We start from the raw sequence: 20151 nt of genomic DNA, 5'->3' as shown, positions 1-20151 counted from the left end.
CTATATGGCGGGTAACGGCGATCGCCTAGCCACCACATCTAGTGGGCGTGTCATCCACAGAATGTGGACAAGTCCGCGGACTTGTGCACAAGCCCCCACGCTACGGAGCGCCCCCGACATCGCTGTCCGGTGGCGCCCGGGGCTGCGGGAGGAGGCCTCCCGGCCGGTATGATCTGACCCTCGTGAGCACGTACGGAAGCCTCCTCAAGACCCGCGGCGTGGGCCGGATCATCGCCGCCCAGCTCGTGGCGCGCTTCCCGGGAGGCATGCTCTCGCTGGCGTTCCTGATGCACGTCGAGCGGATCCACGAGTCGTACGGCGCCGCCGGCCTCGTGCTCGCCGCGACGAGCATCGGCCAGGCGGTCGCCGGCCCCCTCACGAGCCGGTGGATGGGCGTCTGGGGCATGCGCCCGGTCCTCATCCTCACCTCGGCCGTGTGCACGGTCGCGGTGGTCGCGGTGGCCCTCGGCGACGCGAGCACGTCCGTCCTCGCGTTCATGGGGCTCGGCCTGGTGGCCGGCCTCGCCAACCCGCCCGTGCAGCCGGCGGTCCGCACCATCTACCCGAAGATGGTCAACTCCAAGCAGCTCACGCCCCTGTTCTCCCTCGACGCGTCGGCGCAGGAGATCATCTGGGTGCTCGGCCCGGTCATCGCCACGTTCCTCGCGATCCAGGTGGACACGAGCGCCGGGATCCTCGTGGCGGCCGCCTTCCTCGTCGGCGGCGGCGCGTGGTTCATCTCCTCCCCCGAGCTCGGCCGGGTCCGCATCCCGCGCAGCAAGCGCCGGTTCGGCGTGGTCCTCGGGCGCCCGCCCGTGCTGCTCAGCACCGTCGTCGGGTTCCTGCTCATCGCGGCGTGCGCGGCCATCGAGGCGGGCGTCGTCGCCGTGTTCGGGCACGGCGGCCCCGAGGCGGGCTTCGTCCTCGCGATCTTCGCGGTCGGCTCGCTCATCGGCGGGCTCGCCCTCGGCCACATCCCCATCAGCCCGTGGGCCATGGCCCGGCGGATGGCGATCATCCTCGCCGGCACCGCCATCGCCGCCGTCTCGATGAACGTCGTCTGGCTGTCGGTGTTCCTCTTCCTGGCGGGCGTCGGCATCGCGCCGGCCCTCGCGGTGCTCTTCGCGGTCGTCTCCTCCTCGGTGCGCTTCAGCGACACCGCCGAGGCCTACGGCTGGGTCGGCACCGGGCAGCTCATCGGCGCCGCGCTCGGCTCGGCCGCGGCCGGCTTCGTCATCGACGGGCAGGGCGCGCAGGGCGCCTTCGTCGTGGCGGCGGCGCTGCTGGCGGTCGGCTCGGCCATCGCCGTCGTCTTCCACCGGCACAGCCCGGATCTCCGCGGCCGCGACGCGGGACCCATCCCCGACACGGAGCCCGTCCCGGTCATGACCTGACGCGCAGGCCTCGCGCCCCAGACGCGCCGCCGCATCCGCGCCCCAGAGTCTCCGCCCCCGTGGAAAAACGGCCCGCTGCGCTGGATAGTGTGAGGGCATGACCTCTCCGCAGACCCCTCTGACCACGCGCCGCCTGCGCGTCGGGATCGCCGGGCTGGGCCTCGTGCTCGGCCTCGCGCTCGCCGGGTGCAGCTCGCCGGCCGCCGACGACGCCGCGACACCCGCGCCGTCTGCCTCCGCTTCCGCCGAGGCCGCGAGCCCCACGCCCGAGGCGACCACAGAGGGCGACGCCGGCTCCGGCGACGCCGCAGCCCCCGGAACCGATGCCGCGACGCTCGCGAAGGTCCGTGACTTCACGTGCGGCCTGAAGGACAAGGACTCCGTCGAGGAGTCGGACGTACAGGCGTACCGGGACCTCGCCGCCCAGGCGAAGGACAGCGGCGTGCCCAACGCAGAGCAGTACGCGCAGCAGATCAGCTCCGGCGCGGACCAGCTGGCCACGCAGGTGGGCAAGCCGTTGCCCGATGACCTGCGGACGAGTCTCTCGAGCGCCTGCGACGCGCTGCAGTAGCGCATCCGCGCGGACGACGGCCCCGGTCAGCATCGCTGACCGGGGCCGTCGCACGTCCAGGTGGGACTACCAGCGCGGGTGGACCGCGGCGCGGAAGTACCGGTCGTACACGTCCGCCACCTGGCGCTCGAAGACCTCGCCGAGCGCGGGGGCGTCGCCCGCGCGGGCGTTCGCCTGGGCCTGCTCCGCGTTGCGGGCCCCGGGGATCACCGTGGAGACGCCCTCGCGCTGCACGATCCAGGCGAGCGCGACCTGCGCGGGTGTGAGGTCGGGCGCGGCCTCGTGCGCGGCGGCCGCGAACTCGCGGGCCGCGGCGACGCCGTCGTCGTAGTCGACGCCCGAGAACGTCTCCCCCACGTCGAACGCCGCCCCGCCCCGGTTGAAGGTGCGGTGGTCGGTCTCGGCGAAGGTGGTGTCCGCGGTGTAGCGGCCGCTGAGGAGCCCGGACGCGAGCGGCACGCTCGCGATGATCCCGACGCCCGCCTCCACGGCGGCCGGCAGCACGCGGTCGAGCGGCTTGAGGCGGAACGCGTTGAGGATGATCTGCACGCTCGCGACGCCGGGGCGCGCGATGGCGAGGAGGGCCTCGTCGGTCGTCTCGACGCTGACGCCGTAGGACGCGATCGCGCCGTCGGCGACGAGCTCGTCGAGGGCGTCGTAGACGCGGTCGCTCGAGAAGACGGGCGTGGGCGGGCAGTGCAGCTGGACGAGGTCGAGGGTCTCGACGCCGAGGTTCCGGCGCGAGCGGTCGGTCCACTCGCGGAAGCGGTCGAGGGTGAAGTTCGCGGGGTCCTGCGCGTCGCGGCGGCCCATCTTCGTGGCGACCGTGACGCCGGCGTCGGGGTGCGCGCGCAGCCAGGAGCCGATGATGGTCTCGCTGCGGCCGTCGCCGTAGACGTCGGCCGTGTCGAAGAAGGTGATGCCGGCGTCGGCCGCGGCGTCGAGCACGGCGAGTGCGTCGTCCTCGGCGACGTCACCCCAGTCCCCGCCGAGCTGCCAGGTCCCGAGTCCGATGACCGAGACGTTCCGATGGGTCCTGCCGAGGCTTCTCTGCTCCATGCGTCGAGCCTACGCGCGGGGGCGGTCGACTCCGGGGTCGCCGGAGTCGGAGCCGGATGGGCGGCGACGCAGGGCGTGCACGGCGAGCGCGGCGATCACGGCCATCGGGCCGCCCGCGACGACGCCCGGCGCCAGGGTCACGAGCAGGGGCACCAGCTCGAGGAGCCAGCGCTCCCCCAGCGGATCGCCGAAGCTGGAGTACGGCATCGAGGTCGTGATCCCGGCGGCGAGCGCGCGCAGGCCGAGCCCCGCGGCGGGGAAGGCGACGGCGAGGATCCAGAGCACCGGGGCAAGCCAGGCGGCGAGGGCGGGACCGTCGGTCGGCCGGTCGCGCGGCCCGACGGACGGCATCGGCTGCGGCGGGGGATCCCCCTCCCCGGCCGGCGCGGCCGGGACGTCGGCGCCGATGCCGGGAACCGGAACCGGATCCGTCCGCGGACTCGGCCCCGGTGACGCAGCCCGCTGGAACGCCGGATCGAAGCGGGGATCCACGCCGGCCGGCTCCCCGTCCCCGTCCGACCTCCGCGTCATGCCGCTCAGGGTACGCCCGGGCGGGGCCCAGGATGCATGGCGGACGCTCGTGCCCGTCATGGGGTGCTCATAGGGTCGCCGGGTGTGATCTCCTCATGGCCCCCAACGGGCCAGCCGAGACACGAAGGACCCGTCATGAACGAGACACCCCAGGAGCCGACCGGACGTCCGGACGAGGCCCCCATCGACGCCACCCGCCCCACCGACGATGCCACCCCGGCCGTCGCCGCCGCTGCGCCCGTCGCGGGTGACGGCTCGCCCGCGACCGGGCAGCCCGCCTGGCCGGCGCCCGCCGGGCCCGCCACCGACGGCCCCGCGGCACCCGCGGCGCCCGCCACTCCCCACGCACCCGCCACTCCCCACGCACCCGCCGCCCCCGCCGCCCCCGCATCCTGGACCGCCCCGACCGCCGCGTACGCCGCCGCGGGCCCCGCGGTCGGCGCCGGCGCGCCCGCCGCGCAGCAGCCCACCGCGCAGCAGCACCCCGCGGGCGGCCACCCCGCCGGATCGCCGTGGCCCGCTCCCGCGACCGACGCGTTCGGACGCCCCCTCGCCGTCGACGCGGCCGGCAACCCGATGCCCCCGAAGCGCATGCGCCGCGGCCTCCGCACGGGCCTCATCGCCGGGGCGTCCGCCCTCGCGCTCCTCCTCTCCTTCGGCAGCGGCACCGCGGTGGGCTTCATGGCCGACCTCGGCCGCTCGAGCTCGCAGGCCGGGGGCACCCAGATCCAGGACCCGGGCTCCTTCACGCCCGGCCAGGGCTTCGGCCGCGGCACGACCACGCTGCCCGGGCAGGGATCCGGAAGCGGCTCGGGGTCGGGATCCGGCGCGCCGTCCGGCACCGGGAGGGGCACGTCCGTCACCTCCCCCGAGGCGACGACGGCGCAGAAGGCCGGGGTCGTCACCATCGACTCCGCGCTCACCTACGAGAACGCGGCGGGGGCCGGCACGGGCATCATCCTGTCGTCCGACGGCACGATCCTCACCAACAACCACGTCGTCAGCGGCGCCACCAGCATCCGCGTCACGGTCGAGTCGACCGGCAAGGCCTACGTCGGGAAGGTCGTCGGCACCGACGCCACGAACGACGTCGCGGTACTGAAGCTCGAGGGCGCGTCGGGCCTCACGCCGGCGAAGCTCGACACGGACGGCGCCCAGGTCGGCGAGGCCGTCACGGGCGTCGGCAACGCGGGCGGCACGGGCACGCTCACCGCCGCGACCGGCCAGGTCACCGCGCTCGGCCAGACCATCACCACCCAGTCCGAGGGCACGGCCGCGGGCGAGACGCTCACCGATCTGATCCAGACGGACGCGGCGATCGTCTCCGGCGACTCCGGCGGGCCGCTCGTGGACGCGCAGGGCGGGGTCGTCGGCATCGACACCGCAGCCTCCTCGGGCTCCGAGCAGATCGCCGGGTTCGCCATCCCGATCGACAAGGCCGTGTCCATCGCGAAGCAGATCGAGAGCGGCACGGAGTCCGGCACCGTGAAGATCGGCTACCCGGCGTTCCTCGGCGTGCTGCTCGCGAACGGCGCAGGCACCGTGGCGGGCGCGCCCGTGCAGGGCGTCGTCGACGGATCCGGTGCCGCGAAGGCGGGCATCGGCCAGGGCGACGTCGTCACCTCGGTCGACGGGAAGGCCGTCGCCTCGGCGTCCGAGCTCAGCACCGCGATCTCCGCGCACAAGCCCGGCGAGTCGGTGAAGCTCGGCTGGACCACCGCGGCCGGCGCCCAGAAGACCGGCACCGTCACCCTCACCGAGGGCCCCGTGAGCTGATCCGCTCCCCTCACGACGACGACGGCCCGTCCCGCATCGCGCGGGGCGGGCCGTCGTCGTGCGGCGGGCGTCAGCTCCGGGTCACGTCCAGCACCACGACCGCCCAGGACAGCGCCGGGAGCGTGAGCGTCAGGCGCCCGCCCTCCGCGTGGACGCCGTCGAGCGGCACGAGGCCGACCTGCTCGCCGGTCTCGAGCGTGTTGCTCGCGTGCCGGTCGCCGCCGTCGGGCACGCGCAGGACCTCGGCGCGGAGGATCCGGCCGGCGTCGAGCCCGCGCAGCGCGACCTCGGTCGACGCGTCCTCCTCGAGCCCGCGGTTGGCGAGGAAGAGCGACACGGTGCCCGCGTCCTCGTCCCACGTCGCGCTCACGTCGACCACGTCGGCGGTGCCGAACCGGTCGTTGTCGTAGCGGTCGCTGTCGACCTCGACCCGCAGGATGCGGCCCGTCGCGAGCTGCGCCATCCGGGCGAACGGCCAGAAGATCGACTGCCGCCACGCGGGCCCGCCCTCCTCGCTGCGGATCGGCGCGATCACGTTCACGAGCTGCGCCTGGTTCGCGATCTTCACCCGGTCGCCGTGCCGCAGCAGCGAGTTGAGGAGCGTGCCCACGACCACCGCGTCGGTGACGCTGTACTCGTCCTCGATCACCCGCGGGTGCTCGCGCCATCCCGCCTTCTCGATGCGGTGCGGCTGGTCATAGCCGTCGAGCCCGCGCTGGTACCAGACGTTCCACTCGTCGAACGAGAGGTCGATGCGCTTGCGGTTCTTGAGGCGCGCGCCGGTCGCGTCCGCGGTCGCCACCACGGACTCGATGAAGAAGTCCATGTCGACCGCGCTCGCGAGGAAGCTCCGCACATCGCCCTCGTGCTCCTGGTAGTAGGCGTGCAGGGAGACGTAGTCGACGACGTCGTAGGTGTGGCCGAGCACGGTCTGCTCCCACTGGCCGAACGTCGGCATGCCCGAGTTGGAGCTGCCGCACGCGACCAGCTCGATGCGCGGATCCACCAGCCGCATGGCCTTGCCCGCCTCCTGCGCGAGGCGGCCGTACTCGTCCGCGGTCTTGTGCCCGATCTGCCACGGCCCGTCCATCTCGTTGCCGAGGCACCAGAGCTTGATGTCGAAGGGCTCCTCGGCGCCGTTCCTCCGGCGCAGGTCGGAGTACTTCGATCCGCCGGGGTGGTTCGCGTACTCCACGAGCGAGCGCGCCGCGTCGACGCCGCGCGTGCCCAGGTTGATGGCCTCCATCACCTCGACTCCGGCCGCCTTCGACCAGCCCACGAACTCGTGCAGGCCGAACGCGTTGGTCTCCACGGTGTGCCACGCGCCGTCGAGCCGTCGCGGCCGGTCCTCGACGGGACCCACGCCGTCCTCCCAGTCGTAGCCGGAGACGAAGTTGCCGCCGGGGTACCGGACGACGGTGGCGCCGAGCTCCTTCGTGAGGTCGAGCACGTCCTGCCGGTAGCCCTCCGGCGTCGCGGTCGGATGGCCCGGCTCGTAGATGCCGCTGTAGACGCAGCGGCCCATGTGCTCGACGAACGAGCCGAAGAGCCGACGGGGCACGTCGCCGACGGTGAAGTCGCGGTCGATGGTGATGCGGGCGCGGGTCATGGGCGTCCTCCAGGTCGTGGGGCCCAGGCGCGTGCGTCCCGGGCGGGGTGGGTGGATCGGTCGGTCGCGGGAGCTGCGCGGGTCACTGCCCGCCGAACCCGGTCGTCGAGATGCCCTTGATGATCTGGCGCTGGAAGAAGAGGAACACCAGGATCAGCGGCAGCGCGGCGAGCACGGCCGAGGCCATGTTCTGCGCGTACTGGATCCCGTAGGCGTTCTTCACCGTCTGCAGGCCGACCGGCAGGGTCATGAGCGTGGCGTCGTTCGTGGCGATGAAGGGCCAGAGGAAGTTGTTCCACGCGCCGATGAAGATGAAGATCGCGACCGCCGAGAGGATGGGGCGCGACAGCGGCATCACGATCTGCAGGAACACGCGCACGCGTCCCGCGCCGTCGACGCGCGCGGCGTCCTCCAGCTCGATCGGGATCTGGTCGAAGAACGCCTTCAGGATGAACACCATGGCCGGATGCACGATCTGCGGCAGGATCACGGCCCAGAGGGTGTCCACCAGGTTGAACGAGAGCATCTGGTAGAAGAGCGGGACGATGAGGATCTGCGGCGGGACGATGATCGACGCCACGATCGCCCCCATCAGCACCTTCCGGCCGCGGAAGTCGATGCGGCTGAGCGCGTAGCCGGCGAGCGCCGAGAACACGACCGCCACGACCGTGATCACCGTGCTCGTGAGCAGGCTGTTCCAGGTCCACAGCGGGATCGTGCCGCCGTTGAGCACCGATGCGTACGCGTCGAGCGTGAAGCCGCCCGCCGGGAAGACGGTGACCGGGAACGCCGCGGCGTCCGTCTCCGACTTGAACGAGGTGAGCACCGCCCACAGGATCGGCAGCAGCCACGCGGCGGCGAGCACGATGAGGATCAGGAGCGCGGCGATGCGCGACGGCTGGAACCGCGGCGTGCCCGTGCGGCCCTGGCGGGCGGCGACGCTGGTCGCGGGCCTCCGGGCGAGCGTGCCGGAGGAGAAGGCGGGACGGGTGGCGGTGGTCATGACTTCCTCCGTGTCGCGGTGAACTGGATGACCGAGATCACGACGATCAGGGCGAAGAAGATGTACGAGATGGCGGCCGAGTAGCCGAAGCGGAAGCCGGTGAACCCGGTCTCGAAGACGTACTGGACGATGGGCCGGGTCGATCCGCCCGGGCCGCCCTGGGTCATCTGGTAGATCTGGTCGAAGACCTTGAGCGACGCGAGCACCTGCAGGATCGCGAGGAGCGCGGTGGTCGGGGCGAGCTGCGGGATCGTGATGGAGAACAGCTGCCGCCACTTCCCCGCGCCGTCGAGCGCGGCCGCCTCGTACTGCTGGTCGGGGATGTTCTGCAGCGCCGCCAGGTAGATGAGGAAGTTGAACCCGACCGTCCACCACACCGTGGTGACGACGACGCTCGTCATGGCGAAGGAGGGGTCCTGCAGCCACGCGGGTTGCGGGAGGCCGAACGCGCCGGCGATCGCGTTGATGACGCCGAGCTGCGGGTTGTACATCCACAGCCAGAACAGCGACACCACCGTGGAGGCGAGCAGGAACGGGAGGAAGAACGCGAGCCGCCAGAGCCACTGGCCCGGGAGCCCGAGGTTCACGAGGAGCGCGAGCACGAGGCCGACGACGAGCAGCGGGATGGTGCTCGCGATCGTGAACACCACGGTGTTGCCGAGCGAGCGCCACATCTGCGAGTCGCCGAAGGCCTCGGCGTAGTTCGCGAAGCCGATGAGCTCGCTGTTGGCGCCGGTGAGGCTCTGCCCGGTGAGGCTCTGGTAGAAGCCGTAGAGCACCGGCCAGACCAGGAACACCAGGAAGGTGATGAGGAACGGGGCGATGAAGAGCATCCCCATGGATTGCTCCTTGGCCCGCACCTTCGGGCTGCCCGCGGCGGGCCGCGGGGACGGGGACCCGGCCGCGAGGGCGACCGGGGTGGGTGGTGCTGCTGTCGTCACGAGTGGACTCCTTCGTCGTTTCGCTGGAAGAGGGGTGCGACGCCGCGCACGGGCGGCGACCGCGAGGCCGGTCGGGCCCTACAGGGGGTTGGGCTTGGCGAGCAGCGCGTCGATCTGCCGGATGAAGGCGTCGAGGCCCTCGCCCGCCTCCTGGCGCCCGAGGAACACGTTCTGCACGTTCTCGGCGAAGTAGGTCTGGAAGTCGGAGCCGGAGCCGGTGAAGTACGCCACCGGGTCGTACTCGATCTGCTCGGCCGCGTTCGCGTAGTGCGCCTGCGGCAGGAGCTGCGCGTACTCGGGACTGTCGACGACCGGCTTGTAGGCTGGGATGTGCCCGGCGCCCGCCCACTGGAGCGAGTTCTTCAGGAGGTCCGTGACGAAGGCGTAGGTCCTCTCGCGCTTGACCGGATCCGGCGAGCTCTGGTGGGGGAGCACGAACGCGTGCGAGTCCGCGAAGGTCGCGGGCGTCCCGAACAGGTTCGGGATGGGCATCGCGTCGAACGGCACCTTCGCCTTCTGGAAGGTGGGGAGCTCCCACACGCCCGTGACGATCGCGCCGCTCTTGGCGCCCGCGAACTCGGCGATCGCGGTGCCCGCGTCGCCGCTCGCGGTGGCGATCGTGCCGTCGAGCAGGGTCTGGATGTACTCGAGCGACGCGACGGCCTTGTCGCGGTCGTAGACGACCTGGCCGCCCGTGGGCAGCTCCATGTCGCCGCCCATCTGCTTGTAGAACGTGTAGAAGAGGCGCCACATCTGGGCGCCGTCGCCGAGGTACCCGTAGCTGAGGGCGTGCTCGCCGGTGACGGCCTGCATCGCCCGCATGACCTCGAGGAACCGGTCGGGCGACGTGATCTCCTCGAGCCGGCCGTCACCGCCGAGGACGCCCGCCTGGGCCGCGATGTCCGTGTTGTACATGAGGATGAACGGGTGGCTGTCGAGGGCGATGGAGTACAGCTTCCCGTCCACGACGCCCTTGTCCCACACCCGCGGCTCGAAGTCGGCCTGGCTGACGCCGAGCTCGGCGAGCTTGTCGGTGTCCCAGGCGTCGAGCAGGCCGCCGGGCGCGAAGCCGGGCACGCGGGCCGCGTGCATGATGGCGACGTCGGGCGCGCGTCCGCCGACCGACGCCATGGCGAGCTTCGTGTAGTACGGCTGGCCCCAGGCGAGGACGGTGGCCGTGACGTCGAACCCGCCGCCGGAGTCGTTCGCCTCCTTCACCATCTCCGTCATGCGGATGCCGTCGCCGCCGGACAGCAGGTGCCAGTACTTCAGGTCGACGATGCCGCCGGCCGACGCCACCTGGGGTGCGCAGCCGGCCAGCCCCCCGACCAGGAACGCGCCGCCCAGGGCCGCCGCTCCGCCCAGGAGGACCTGACGCCTCGACCATGCCGAGGGGCGTCCCCCGGCCTTTCCCGTAACAGGATCCATTGACCACTCCTTTGTGATGCAGCGATCATTACATCGTTGTAATGCGCAGCGCAACGTTTCTGCCCGGCGATCCGCCGCGCGTTCGCGGAGCGGCAGGTCCGGTCAGGAGGACGGGCGCGTGCTGCCGCGGACCACGATGCGGTGCGGGATCACGATCTGCACGGGCGGCCCGTCGCGCTCCTCGATCCGGCGCACGAGCTGGCCGACGGCCGCCTCCGCGTAGGCGCGGATGTCGAAGTGCACGCTGGTGAGGGTGGGGATCGAGAAGCGCGACTGGTCGACGTCGTCGAAGCCCGCGACCTGGATGTCCTCGGGGACGCGGATGCCGTGGTCGGCGAGCGCGCGCAGCGCGCCGAACGCGAGTCCGTCGGTGAAGCAGAACAGGGCGTCGGGCACCGGGTTGCCGTCGGTCAGCCAGGCGTCGACGGCCTCCGCCCCGGACGCGCTGTTCCAGCCCGTGCGGTCGATCTCGACGGGCGCCTCGCCCGCCTCCTCCATCGCGCGCAGGTAGCCGATGCGGCGGAGATCGCCGGCCGCGGACTCCTCGCGGGTGGCGGTGCCGACCGCGGCGATGCGGCGCGCTCCCGTGCCGAGGAGGAACCGCGTCATGTCGTACGCCGCCCGGACGCTGTCGACGAGCACCCGGTCGACGATCTCCTGCTCGACCTCGCCGATCACCACGACGGGCGGCAGCGACTCGGCGCGCGCGATGGCGCTCCGCGAGAGCAGCACGGGGTTGAGGATCAGGCCGTCGACGAGGTGCTCGCGCGCCCGGGACATGAGGTCGCGCTCGCGGTCGGGCCGCGAGCCCGTCTCCTCGACCTGGATGCTGTAGCCGGCCTCGTGCGCGACCTCCACCAGGTGGTGCGCGAGCTCCGCGGAGTACGCGGTGCCGAGATCCGGCAGCGCGACGGCGATGACGCCCGTGCGTCCGTTGCGGAGACCGCGCGCGGAGAGGTTCGGCACGTAGTCGAGCTCGGCGACAGCACGCTCGACCCGCTCGCGGGTCGCGGGGCTCACGGCGACGCGGCCGGTGATCACGTTCGACACGGTCTTCGGGGAGACGGCGGCACGTGCGGCGACGTCCTTCACTGTCGCGCGCATGGTCCTCCCCGTATCCGACCGGCGGCGGCGTCTGCCGCAGGCGGTGCCCCGAATCTAATGCACACGCATTCCCCCGCCCGCGGAGGTGACGCCCGGGAGCGCCCGGCATACTGCACGGATGATCTCCACCGCGCATGCCACGACCCTCCTGGAGCTCGGCCTCGAGTGGAGCCCCGAGCCCGGCGACCGGTTCCGGATCCGCGGCCAGGGCTTCGAGTCCGACGTCTTCACCATCAGCGAGCTCACGATCGAGGCGCACGAGCACGCGACCGGCACCGTCCTCGGCTTCAACGGCACGACGGAGTGGGCGCTCGACTCCGTGGCGCTCGAGGACAGCCTGTGGCTGCCGCGCGAGGACCAGCTCCGGGCGCTGCTCGGCGGCGCCTTCCGGTCGCTGCGGCGCGAGATCGGCGGCGCGGAGGACGGTGCGCACGTGGTGCTCGTCGTGATCGACGGCGAGGAGGGCGAGCACCGGGATCTCGAGGCCGAGGAGGCCTACGCGAAGGCGCTCATCGCCGTGATGGAGGCGGCGGCACCGACGACGCCCGGCGTCTGAGGCGGACCGGCCGGCGGGCTCAGGCCCGCACGCGCCGGCGGACGACGACGGCGGAGATCGCGCGCCAGCCGAGCATCAGGAGCCCCAGGATGATCGCGGTCGTGATGACGAACGGCACCACGACGCCCTCGCCACTGAGCGCGCGGAGCACCATGCCGACCACCACGGTCACGCCCCACACCAGGAGGCCGGTGGGCACGACGCGCGACGGGCTGCGCCAGGCCCGCGCCACGATCCAGCCGACGAGCCCACCCGCGAGGAACGGCCACGCGGTGCCGAGCACGCCCGACGGCGCGAGGTCCTCGCCGTGGCTCGCGCGGCCGATCAGGACGAAGACGACGATGAGCGCGGCGTCGAGGACGACGGCGCGGACGATCTCGGGACGGGCGGCGCGGCGGGAGGTGCGGGGAGTCACCCGGCGATCCTAGGCGTGGCGCGCTGGACGGTCGGCGTGGGCGTCCCCCGTCGTCGCACCCGGCAGGAGCAGGAACCCGTCGGCGACGAGCGCGCGGATCCTCGGCAGCAGCTCGGCGCGCAGGTCATCCGCGTCCACCGCGGTGAGCTGCGCGACGGCGTCGACGATGGCGCCCACCGCGAGCTCCCCGTCGCACGCGCCGACGAGCGCCGCGAGCCCGGTGTCGAGCGGCACCTCGCGTCCGAAGCCCGCGCCCTGGCGGAGCGTCATGACCGTGGGATCCTCGTCGCCCGGCCAGTAGTGCCGCTCCTCCGTGACGTCGCCCGCCACCACGAGCGCGAGCCCGGCGAGCACGCGGTCGTCGACGCCGGCGAGGGCATCGTGCGCGGCGAGGGAGGCCCGGAGGTGGTCGCCGAGGCCGGTCGGGTTGTGGCCGAGGCCGCCGTGCAGCCGTTCGATGCGGCGGAGCGTCGGCGTCCCCGCGGCCGGCCGGCGCAGGGTGAGGTAGCCGAAGCCGACCCCGTCGACCCCGCGCGCGGCGAAGTCGTCGAGCCAGGCCCCCATGAGCGCCTCCGACTCGGGGGTGCCGGCGCGGGTGCCGCCGTCGCGGATCCACGTCTCGGCATAGAGCGCGGCGTCCTGCACCTCGCGCTCGACGATCCACGCGTCGAGGCCGGATCCGGTGCGCGCCGCCGCCCTGTCGAGCCAGCCCGCGACGCGCTCCAGGCCGGGCTCCCCGGCGCGGTGCTCCCAGTTGCCGAGCAGCTGCGCGACGCCGCCGGGCGTCAGGTGGTCGGCGAGGTCGGAGACGACGCCCTCGACGAGCGCGTCGCCGACGAGGCCCGCGTCACGGTACTCGTAGGCCGGCACGCCCTCCGCGCGCGGGGTGATCACGAACGGCGGGTTCGAGACGATCTGGTCGAACCGCTCCCCCGCGACCGGCTCGAACAGGCTCCCGAGCCGCAGCTCGATGGTCGTGATCCCGTTGAGCGCCGCGTTCAGCGCCGCGAAGGCGAGGGCGCGCGCCGAGATGTCGGTCGCGACGACGCGGTCCGCATGACGGGAGGCGTGCAGCGCCTGGATCCCGCAGCCGGTCCCGAGGTCGAGCGCGGTGGCGACGGGCGCGGAGATCATGAGGCCGCTGAGCGTGGCCGACGCGCCGCCGACGCCGAGCACGTGGTCCTCGTCGAGGGCGCCGCCGGTGGCGAGCTCGCCGAGGTCGGACGCGATCCACCACTCGCCGACGCCGTGCGCGTCGATGAAGCCGTAGGGGCGGAGGTCGACGGCCGGGCGCACCCGGTCGCCGGCGACCTCCACGAGGCCGAGCCGCACGGCGCCGTCGAGGCCCAGCGTCGGCAGGGCGGCACGGAGGTCGCTCGCGTCGACGGGATCGCCGAGTACGAACAGGGCCGCGAGCGCGGCGGCCGCGGGGAGCCCGTGGGCCGTGCGGGCGGCCGCGACGGCGCGACGGGCCGGGATCCGGTTCCCGCGGTGCAGCGCCTGGCCGGCGGCGTCGCCCCACACGTCGAGCGCCGACGCGAGCGTGAACGGGGCCGCTTCGAGGTCCGCCCGCAGCGCCCGCACCTCGGGGGTCGCGACGGTCACGGTCGGGATCGCGGGGCGGGGCATTGGTCGAGCTTAACCGGCGAGGCGCCGGCCGCCGGGCGGATGCCCGACGACCGGCGCCGTGGATGCGGGATGCGGCTCAGCGGCTGGTGACCGTGAGCTGCGGGGAGGACGGCGCCGGGCCGCCCGCCGCCTGCAGGCCGACGTGCACGGTCTGACCCGCGGACAGCGCACCGGCCCAGTCGGCGCCCGTGCACGTCACGGTGCCGGAGGCGACGGCGCAGCGCATCCCCCAGCTGTTGCCGACCGAGGTCGTGCCCGGGCTCGCCCACGACACGGTCCACCCCGCGACCGCGGACTTCGCGGTGACGTCGATGTCGGCCACGTAGCCGGACGACCAGGATCCGCCGGGCTGCCACGTCGCCGTCACCGCAGCCGAGGTGCCGGGCTGCGGCTGGGGCTGCGGCTGCGGCTGCGGCTGGGGCTGCGGCTGCGGCTGCGGCTGCGGCTGCGATCCGGAACCCGAACCCGAACCCGACGCCTGAGCCGGGTGGAGGATCGGCGCCATCGCGTCGAGCTTCGCCTGCTCGGGCGTGACCCAGTCGCTCTGCACGAGCCCGCCGGTGTCACCGCTGTCGGGGTTGAACGACCAGAACGACGAGCTGATCCCGGTGGTCGTGAGGTACGACACGAGGGTCGTCAGCCACTGCTTGTCGCTGGTGGTCTCGAGCCTCGTGCCGAACTCGCCGAGCAGCACCGGGGCGATGTTCTTCTTCGCGAGGTAGCCCCAGTGGGTGTCCCACACGCCGGGCAGGTTGTTCGGGTAGTCCGGCGAGCTGAACCACGACTGCGCGTAGATGCTCGCGGGGTAGTCGTGCGGCGAGTAGACCACGCGGTTCGGGACGCTCAGCTCGACCGGCTTGTCGCCCGCGGCACCGAGGGCACCACCCCACCACGTGCCGGATCCGTCGGGCTGCTTCTCGGTGCCCTCGACGATGACGAGCAGCTTCGGGTTGACGGACAGCACCGCGTTCCCGCCGCGCTCCGCGGCCAGCCGCCAGTCGGTGCCCATGTCCCCGGTGCCCCACGTCGCCTGGCCGTGCGGCTCGTTGTGCAGGTCGACCCCGATGACCGTGGGGTCGTCCTTGTAGCGGTCCGCGAGCATCTTCCAGTCGGAGATCCACTGGGACTCGGGGAGGTCGTTCGTGTACCACAGCTCGGACTGGCCGTCGGTGGTGGGGCGATGCTGGTCGAGGAACACGTTCAGGCCGTTGGCCTTCGCGGAGGCGATCGCCCGGTCCATGAGCTGCAGCGGGGTGATGCCCTTCAGATCCGGATTGGCGGTGGTGCCCCCGTCGGCGACGCTCGACGCCCGGAGGCAGCTGTTCGCGAACGGCATGCGCACCGTCGTGAAGCCCATGTCGTGGAGGTGCTTCATGCCGCTGTCGAGGGTGATCTTGTCGAGCCCGTGCAGCACGCAGCCCGACGACTCGAGACCGAACCAGGCGGCGCCGCGGATCGTGTACGTGGAACCGGTGGAGTCGACGATCTTCCCGCCGTCCGTGTGGAGCCAGCCGGACGCGGTGGATGCGGCCGACGCCGCGGCGGGGTGCGCCGAGGCGGAGCCCGGGTCAGCTGCGGAGGCCGAGGCAGCTGACGCTCCCGCTGTCGCGAGCGCGACCGGGAGGAGCAATCCGAGCAGTGCTGTGGTGAGGCCTCTTCGTGTCTTCATGCGGGAAGGCTAGGGCCGCCATCGCGTGTCGCGTTCCCATCCCTCACAGCACGTGAGGGATACCCATCGCCCGCAGCGGACAAGCAAAAACCCCGCCGGAGCGGGGTTCTTGTGGACCTAAGGAGATTCGAACTCCTGACCTCCTCGATGCGAACGAGGCGCGCTACCAACTGCGCCATAGGCCCTGACAACTCCACGAGACTACCACGCCGCGAGGAGCCCTCCGAACAGGTCAGCCGACCGCGCGACGGCGGCGCAGCACCTCGTCGAGGTCCCCCATCCCGGGCTCGGCGTCGTCGACGATGCCCATGCGGGAGAAGCGGCTGACGGGAGCGGTGCGCGCGGCGGGCGCGGCCGGGGCGGCGGATGCGTCCCCCTCGTCCTCGGCCGACAGGCGGGCGACCTCGGGCTCGAGGTGGGCGCGTCGCAGCGTCTCCTCGGACGCGGCGGCGGCGCGGCGCATCTCCTCGACGGGCGAGAGCGGCGTGCGCGGCGCGCTGCCGGCGCCGGGACGCGGGCCGGGCGCCTGCGAGCGGGAGAGGTAGAGCGGCTTCGGCACGGGCACGGGGGTCCAGGACTCGCCCTCCTCGCGCTCCGCGACGGGCTCGGCGGTCCGCGTGGCGGACTCCTGGAAGTCGGTGAACCCGGTGCGCGGCATCGGGCGGGCCTCGGGCGCCTGGTGGCGGCGGGCGGCGGCGACCTGCGACATGCGCTGCAGGATCGCGAGCGACCCCATGGCGGCGACGGACGAGATCACGAGCAGCGTCCAGGCGCCGGCACCGACGACCTGGGCGATCCCGGCGACCACGCCGACGAGGGCGAGGGCGAGGACGGCGGTGGCGGCGAGCCGGCTGCGGCGGAGGCGCGTGGCGGCGGAGGGCGACGTTGCGGACACGGGGGCCACTTTCGGTAGGGCGCGCTGGGCGGCGGCGTCTCGCGCACGCGCGGCGGCTTCGGCTTCTTCTGCGGCCCGGCGGAGGGCACGCTGCTGCTCGACGACGCTGCGGGCGCTGGTCTCGGCGCGCACCGCGTCGGGGACCTCGGCCGTCTCGGCCAGGATCCGCAGGGTCTGCTGGAGGCGCACGGCGTTGCGCTCGGTCGCCATGTACTGGCGCCGGTGCAGCCACGTGGGCAGCAGGTAGGCGAGCCAGAGCACCGCGGAGAGCGCGATGATGATGCCGCCGGATTGCATGTCCCGAGGCTAGGAGGTCCGGCGGGCCCGACGCGGGAAGCGCGCCGCGTGTCCATGCCCGGACCGGCGCATCCGCAGGTCCGCGGACGCTGCTGACCTCAGATCCGGCGCTGCACCGCCAGCGGCACGGCCGCGGCCTGGACGTCCTCGTCGGGGACGCGCGACCACTCCGGATCCACGCCGCCCTCCTTCCAGCGCGCGAGCACGCTGGTGGACAGCTCCTCGACGACGAGGCCGAAGCAGAAGTGGTCGCGCCAGTCGCCGTTGATGTGGATGTAGCGGCGGCGCAGGCCCTCGTAGCGGAAGCCGAGCTTCTGCACGACGCGGAGGCTGGGCGCGTTCTCCGGGCGGATGCAGATCTCCATCCGGTGCAGTCCGAGCGTCGTGAAGCAGTAGTCGGTCGCCAGCGCGACCGCCGTGGGCGTGACGTTCCGGCCGGCGAACTCCTGGCCGACCCAGTAGCCGATGGTCGCGCTGGAGAGCGAGCCGTACGCGATGGACGACACGTTGAGCTGGCCGGCGAACTCGTCGTCGTAGTCGATGACGAGCGGCACGCCGAGACCGGCGCGCGCGTTGGCCTGCAGGGATCGGATGCTCGCCCGCGTGTCGAACGCCATGGGCGCGTAGGGGCTCGTCGCCTCCCACTTGCGGAGCCAGGAGCGGTTGTCGAGCAGCGAGCGCTCGAGGGCCCGCGAGTCGCGGAGCCGGATGGGCCGGACGGAGATGCGCCCGTCCCGCATGGTAGGTACGGTCTGCGGCACGTCCATGAGCCTAGGCCTCAGCGCGCGCGCCGGTGCGCCTGGCCCGCGCTCCGCCGCCGATCAGCGCTCGAGCGTCTTGACGAACTCGGGCAGCCACTCGCGCAGGCCCTCGCCGAGGTCCTCGTGGTCGACGCCGAGCTGGACGATGGCCTTCAGGTAGTCGAGCCGGTCGCCCGTGTCGTAGCGACGGCCGCGGAAGACGACGCCGTAGACGCCGCCCGTCCACTCGGGTGCGGCGGCCATCTTCTCGAGCGCGTCGGTGAGCTGGATCTCGCCGCCCTTGCCGGGCTCCGTCTTGTGCAGCACGTCGAAGACCTCGGGTCGCAGCACGTAGCGGCCGATGATCGCGAGGTTGGACGGCGCCGTGCCCGCCGCGGGCTTCTCGACCATGCCGGTGATGCGCACCACGTCGTCGTCGTCGGTTTCCTCGACCGTGGCGACGCCGTAGAGGTGCGTCTGCGAGGGATCCACCTCGAGCAGCGCGACGACGGAGCAGCCGCGCTGGAGCTGGACCTCGATCATGCGGGAGAGGAGCACGTCGCGCTTGTCGATGATGTCGTCGCCGAGGAGCACGGCGAACGGCTCGCGGCCCACGTGCATCTCGGCGCGGAGCACCGCGTGGCCGAGGCCCTTGGGATCGCCCTGGCGGACGTAGTGCATGTCGGCGAGGTCGGTGGACTCGTTGACCTTGCGGAGCTTCGCGTCGTCGCCCTTGAGCTGGAGGGTGGCCTCGAGCTCGGCGTTGCGGTCGAAGTGGTTCTCGAGGGCGGTCTTGTTGCGGCCCGTGATCATGAGGACGTCGTGCAGTCCCGCTCCCACGGCCTCCTCCACCACGTACTGGATGGCCGGGCGGTCGACGACCGGCAGCATCTCCTTCGGCATCGCCTTCGTCGCGGGAAGGAAGCGCGTTCCGAGTCCCGCGGCGGGGATGACGGCCTTCGTGATGTGGGTGACCATGCGATCGAGCGTAGCGGGCGAACATACCTAGACTCGAACCATGCCGAGCGATGTCGGGAACGAGAAGAGGGCCCTGCGGGCCCAGCTGCGGGAGCGTCGTCGGCAGATGACCACGACGGAGCGCGACGAGGCGGCGCACGGGCTGACCAGCCGATTGACCGAGCTCGTGGCGAACCACGACGCGGACCGGGTGGCCTGCTACCTCTCCACGGTCGACGAGCCCACCACACGGCCGTTCCTCCAGTGGCTGCACGCGAACGACAAGCAGGTGCTGCTGCCGGTGTCGCGCAACGACGGCCTTCTCGACTGGGTCGTGAGCGACGGCACCGAGACCGAGGGCCTGTTCGGCCTGCCGGAACCCGTGGGCGAGCTGCTCGGGCCGATCGCCATCAACGACGTCGACCTCATCGTCGTGCCCGCGGCCGCCGTCGATCAGGGCGGCATGCGCATGGGCTGGGGCCGCGGCTACTTCGACAAGACCCTCGGATCCATGGAGGCCTGCCCCCCGGTCTACGCTGTGGTGTTCGACGCCGAGTTCGTCGACGAGCTCCCGCGGGAGAAGCACGACATGCCGGTCGACGGCATCGTGACCCCGACCCTCATCCACTCCTTCTAGGGACCAATGCCCACGTACTCCTACCGCTGCACGGTGTGCGGCAACGCCTTCGACGTCGTCCAGGCGTTCACCGACGACTCCCTCACCGAGTGCCCCGTGTGCGGCGGCAAGCTCCGCAAGCTGTTCGCCGCCGTCGGCGTGAGCTTCACCGGCAGCGGCTTCTACCGCAACGACTCGCGCACCGAGGACGCGGCGAAGCGGTCGCGGTCGTCGTCGGGGTCGTCGGCGGCGGCGAAGTCGAGCGACGCGTCGTCCTCGTCCTCCTCCGACTCGTCGTCCTCCTCGTCGTCGGGTTCCTCCGACTCCTCGGGATCCGGGACGACCGGCCAGGGCTCCGGTACAGTGACCCCCAGCACCCCCTCCGGTCCCGCGTCCTCGGGCTCCGGTCCGTCCTCGCCGTCCACCTGATCGGACGGCCCGCACGTCAGGAGCACCCGTGAAGGGCTTCAAGGAGTTCATCCTCCGCGGCAACGTCATCGACCTCGCGGTCGCGGTCGTCATCGGCGCCGCGTTCACCGCGATCGTGACGGCCATCGTCACCAACGTCTTCAATCCGCTCATCGGCGCTCTCTTCAACGCGTCGACGCTCGCGGACGCATTCCAGATCGGCATCCCGACCGCGTCGGGCGGCGAGGCGACCCTCTCCCTCGGGGCCGTGCTGGCGGCGCTCATCAACTTCCTCATCGTCGCCGCGGTCGTCTACTTCGCGCTCGTGCTGCCCGTCAACCACCTCAAGAAGGTCGCGTTCGCGAAGCAGAAGGCCGAGGAGGAGGCGACGCCCCAGGACGTGCCGCCGACCGAGACCGAGCTGCTCATCGAGATCCGCGACCTGCTCGCCGGGCGGCCGTCCCCCGAGGGCGCGCACACGATCCCGTCGTCGACCGGCCAGCACGTGGCCGAGCCGGGGACACCCGCCTAGCGCGGATCCGCACGACCCGAC

Annotated in this window: 20 protein-coding genes and 1 tRNA gene; 7 read left to right on the top strand and 14 right to left on the bottom strand. The window is 72.6% G+C overall.

What is annotated here, in order from left to right; translation table 11 throughout:
• Positions 1–182 precede the first annotated feature (182 nt).
• The gene (locus ITJ40_RS15550) at positions 183–1394 is read left to right on the top strand and encodes an MFS transporter (protein ID WP_194667926.1); all 1212 of its coding nucleotides are present in this window, start codon (positions 183–185) and stop codon (positions 1392–1394) included.
• Positions 1395–1491: 97 nt separating this feature from the next.
• On the top strand, positions 1492–1965 hold the full coding sequence (locus ITJ40_RS15545; protein WP_194667925.1) for a hypothetical protein: 474 nt from the start codon (positions 1492–1494) through the stop codon (positions 1963–1965).
• A 66-nt stretch (positions 1966–2031) separates the two neighbouring features.
• Here the strand turns inward: ITJ40_RS15545 and ITJ40_RS15540 are convergent, their stop codons facing one another.
• Positions 2032–3024, bottom strand: a complete 993-nt coding sequence (locus ITJ40_RS15540; protein ID WP_194667924.1) for an aldo/keto reductase — start codon at positions 3022–3024, stop codon at positions 2032–2034.
• A gap of 9 nt (positions 3025–3033) precedes the next feature.
• Entirely contained in the window at positions 3034–3555 is a 522-nt protein-coding gene (locus ITJ40_RS15535) for a hypothetical protein (RefSeq protein ID WP_228512615.1), read from the bottom strand.
• Between the two features lie 135 nt (positions 3556–3690).
• Between ITJ40_RS15535 and ITJ40_RS15530 the strand changes: the two genes are divergently transcribed.
• Complete coding sequence (locus tag ITJ40_RS15530; RefSeq protein ID WP_228512613.1) at positions 3691–5331, top strand: S1C family serine protease; 1641 nt, start codon at positions 3691–3693, stop codon at positions 5329–5331.
• Positions 5332–5401: 70 nt separating this feature from the next.
• Here the strand turns inward: ITJ40_RS15530 and ITJ40_RS15525 are convergent, their stop codons facing one another.
• The 5 genes from ITJ40_RS15525 to ITJ40_RS15505 form a co-directional block, all read right to left on the bottom strand.
• Positions 5402–6940, bottom strand: a complete 1539-nt coding sequence (locus ITJ40_RS15525) for an alpha-N-arabinofuranosidase (RefSeq protein ID WP_194667922.1) — start codon at positions 6938–6940, stop codon at positions 5402–5404.
• Positions 6941–7022: 82 nt separating this feature from the next.
• Positions 7023–7943: a carbohydrate ABC transporter permease gene (locus ITJ40_RS15520; protein WP_194667921.1), complete on the bottom strand. Its 921-nt coding sequence runs from the start codon at positions 7941–7943 to the stop codon at positions 7023–7025.
• A complete protein-coding gene (locus tag ITJ40_RS15515; protein WP_194667920.1) occupies positions 7940–8884 on the bottom strand; it encodes a carbohydrate ABC transporter permease in 945 nt (314 codons plus the stop codon). Before ITJ40_RS15515 ends, ITJ40_RS15520 begins: the two co-directional genes overlap by 4 nt.
• Before the next feature lie 78 nt (positions 8885–8962).
• A complete protein-coding gene (locus tag ITJ40_RS15510) occupies positions 8963–10312 on the bottom strand; it encodes an extracellular solute-binding protein (RefSeq protein WP_194667919.1) in 1350 nt (449 codons plus the stop codon).
• A gap of 102 nt (positions 10313–10414) precedes the next feature.
• Complete coding sequence (locus ITJ40_RS15505) at positions 10415–11416, bottom strand: LacI family DNA-binding transcriptional regulator (RefSeq protein WP_194667918.1); 1002 nt, start codon at positions 11414–11416, stop codon at positions 10415–10417.
• Positions 11417–11534: 118 nt separating this feature from the next.
• Here ITJ40_RS15505 and ITJ40_RS15500 point away from each other — a divergent pair, with 118 nt between their 5' ends.
• The gene (locus tag ITJ40_RS15500; protein ID WP_194667917.1) at positions 11535–11972 is read left to right on the top strand and encodes a pilus assembly protein CpaE; all 438 of its coding nucleotides are present in this window, start codon (positions 11535–11537) and stop codon (positions 11970–11972) included.
• 19 nt (positions 11973–11991) lie between these two features.
• Here ITJ40_RS15500 and ITJ40_RS15495 read toward each other — a convergent pair whose 3' ends face one another.
• The 7 genes from ITJ40_RS15495 to galU all read right to left on the bottom strand — a co-directional run bounded on the left by ITJ40_RS15495 (position 11992) and on the right by galU (position 18595).
• The gene (locus ITJ40_RS15495) at positions 11992–12387 is read right to left on the bottom strand and encodes a DUF3054 domain-containing protein (RefSeq protein ID WP_194667916.1); all 396 of its coding nucleotides are present in this window, start codon (positions 12385–12387) and stop codon (positions 11992–11994) included.
• 9 nt (positions 12388–12396) lie between these two features.
• A complete protein-coding gene (locus ITJ40_RS15490; protein WP_194667915.1) occupies positions 12397–14016 on the bottom strand; it encodes a methyltransferase in 1620 nt (539 codons plus the stop codon).
• A 76-nt stretch (positions 14017–14092) separates the two neighbouring features.
• Positions 14093–15685, bottom strand: a complete 1593-nt coding sequence (locus tag ITJ40_RS15485) for a cellulase family glycosylhydrolase (RefSeq protein ID WP_194667914.1) — start codon at positions 15683–15685, stop codon at positions 14093–14095.
• A 112-nt stretch (positions 15686–15797) separates the two neighbouring features.
• Positions 15798–15870, bottom strand: a tRNA-Ala gene (locus tag ITJ40_RS15480).
• Positions 15871–15917: 47 nt separating this feature from the next.
• Complete coding sequence (locus tag ITJ40_RS15475) at positions 15918–16877, bottom strand: hypothetical protein (protein WP_194667913.1); 960 nt, start codon at positions 16875–16877, stop codon at positions 15918–15920.
• A gap of 98 nt (positions 16878–16975) precedes the next feature.
• Complete coding sequence (locus tag ITJ40_RS15470; RefSeq protein ID WP_194667912.1) at positions 16976–17644, bottom strand: GNAT family N-acetyltransferase; 669 nt, start codon at positions 17642–17644, stop codon at positions 16976–16978.
• A gap of 54 nt (positions 17645–17698) precedes the next feature.
• On the bottom strand, positions 17699–18595 hold the full coding sequence (gene galU, locus ITJ40_RS15465) for a UTP--glucose-1-phosphate uridylyltransferase GalU (RefSeq protein WP_012039135.1): 897 nt from the start codon (positions 18593–18595) through the stop codon (positions 17699–17701).
• Positions 18596–18635: 40 nt separating this feature from the next.
• Here galU and ITJ40_RS15460 point away from each other — a divergent pair, with 40 nt between their 5' ends.
• From ITJ40_RS15460 to mscL, 3 genes are read left to right on the top strand one after another with little or no spacing between them, the layout of a single operon-like run.
• Positions 18636–19211 (top strand): 5-formyltetrahydrofolate cyclo-ligase, encoded by a 576-nt coding sequence (locus ITJ40_RS15460; protein WP_194667911.1) that lies wholly within the window; start codon positions 18636–18638, stop codon positions 19209–19211.
• 6 nt (positions 19212–19217) lie between these two features.
• The gene (locus tag ITJ40_RS15455; protein ID WP_194667910.1) at positions 19218–19619 is read left to right on the top strand and encodes an FmdB family zinc ribbon protein; all 402 of its coding nucleotides are present in this window, start codon (positions 19218–19220) and stop codon (positions 19617–19619) included.
• A gap of 28 nt (positions 19620–19647) precedes the next feature.
• Entirely contained in the window at positions 19648–20130 is a 483-nt protein-coding gene (mscL, locus tag ITJ40_RS15450) for a large conductance mechanosensitive channel protein MscL (RefSeq protein WP_194667909.1), read from the top strand.
• Positions 20131–20151 lie beyond the last annotated feature (21 nt).

It is taken from the genome of Clavibacter sp. VKM Ac-2872 (assembly GCF_015351105.1).
In the GTDB taxonomy this organism is placed as follows: domain Bacteria; phylum Actinomycetota; class Actinomycetes; order Actinomycetales; family Microbacteriaceae; genus Clavibacter.
Note: the sequence above shows the minus strand (reverse complement) of the source record. Positions and strands in the feature narration are given on the sequence as shown.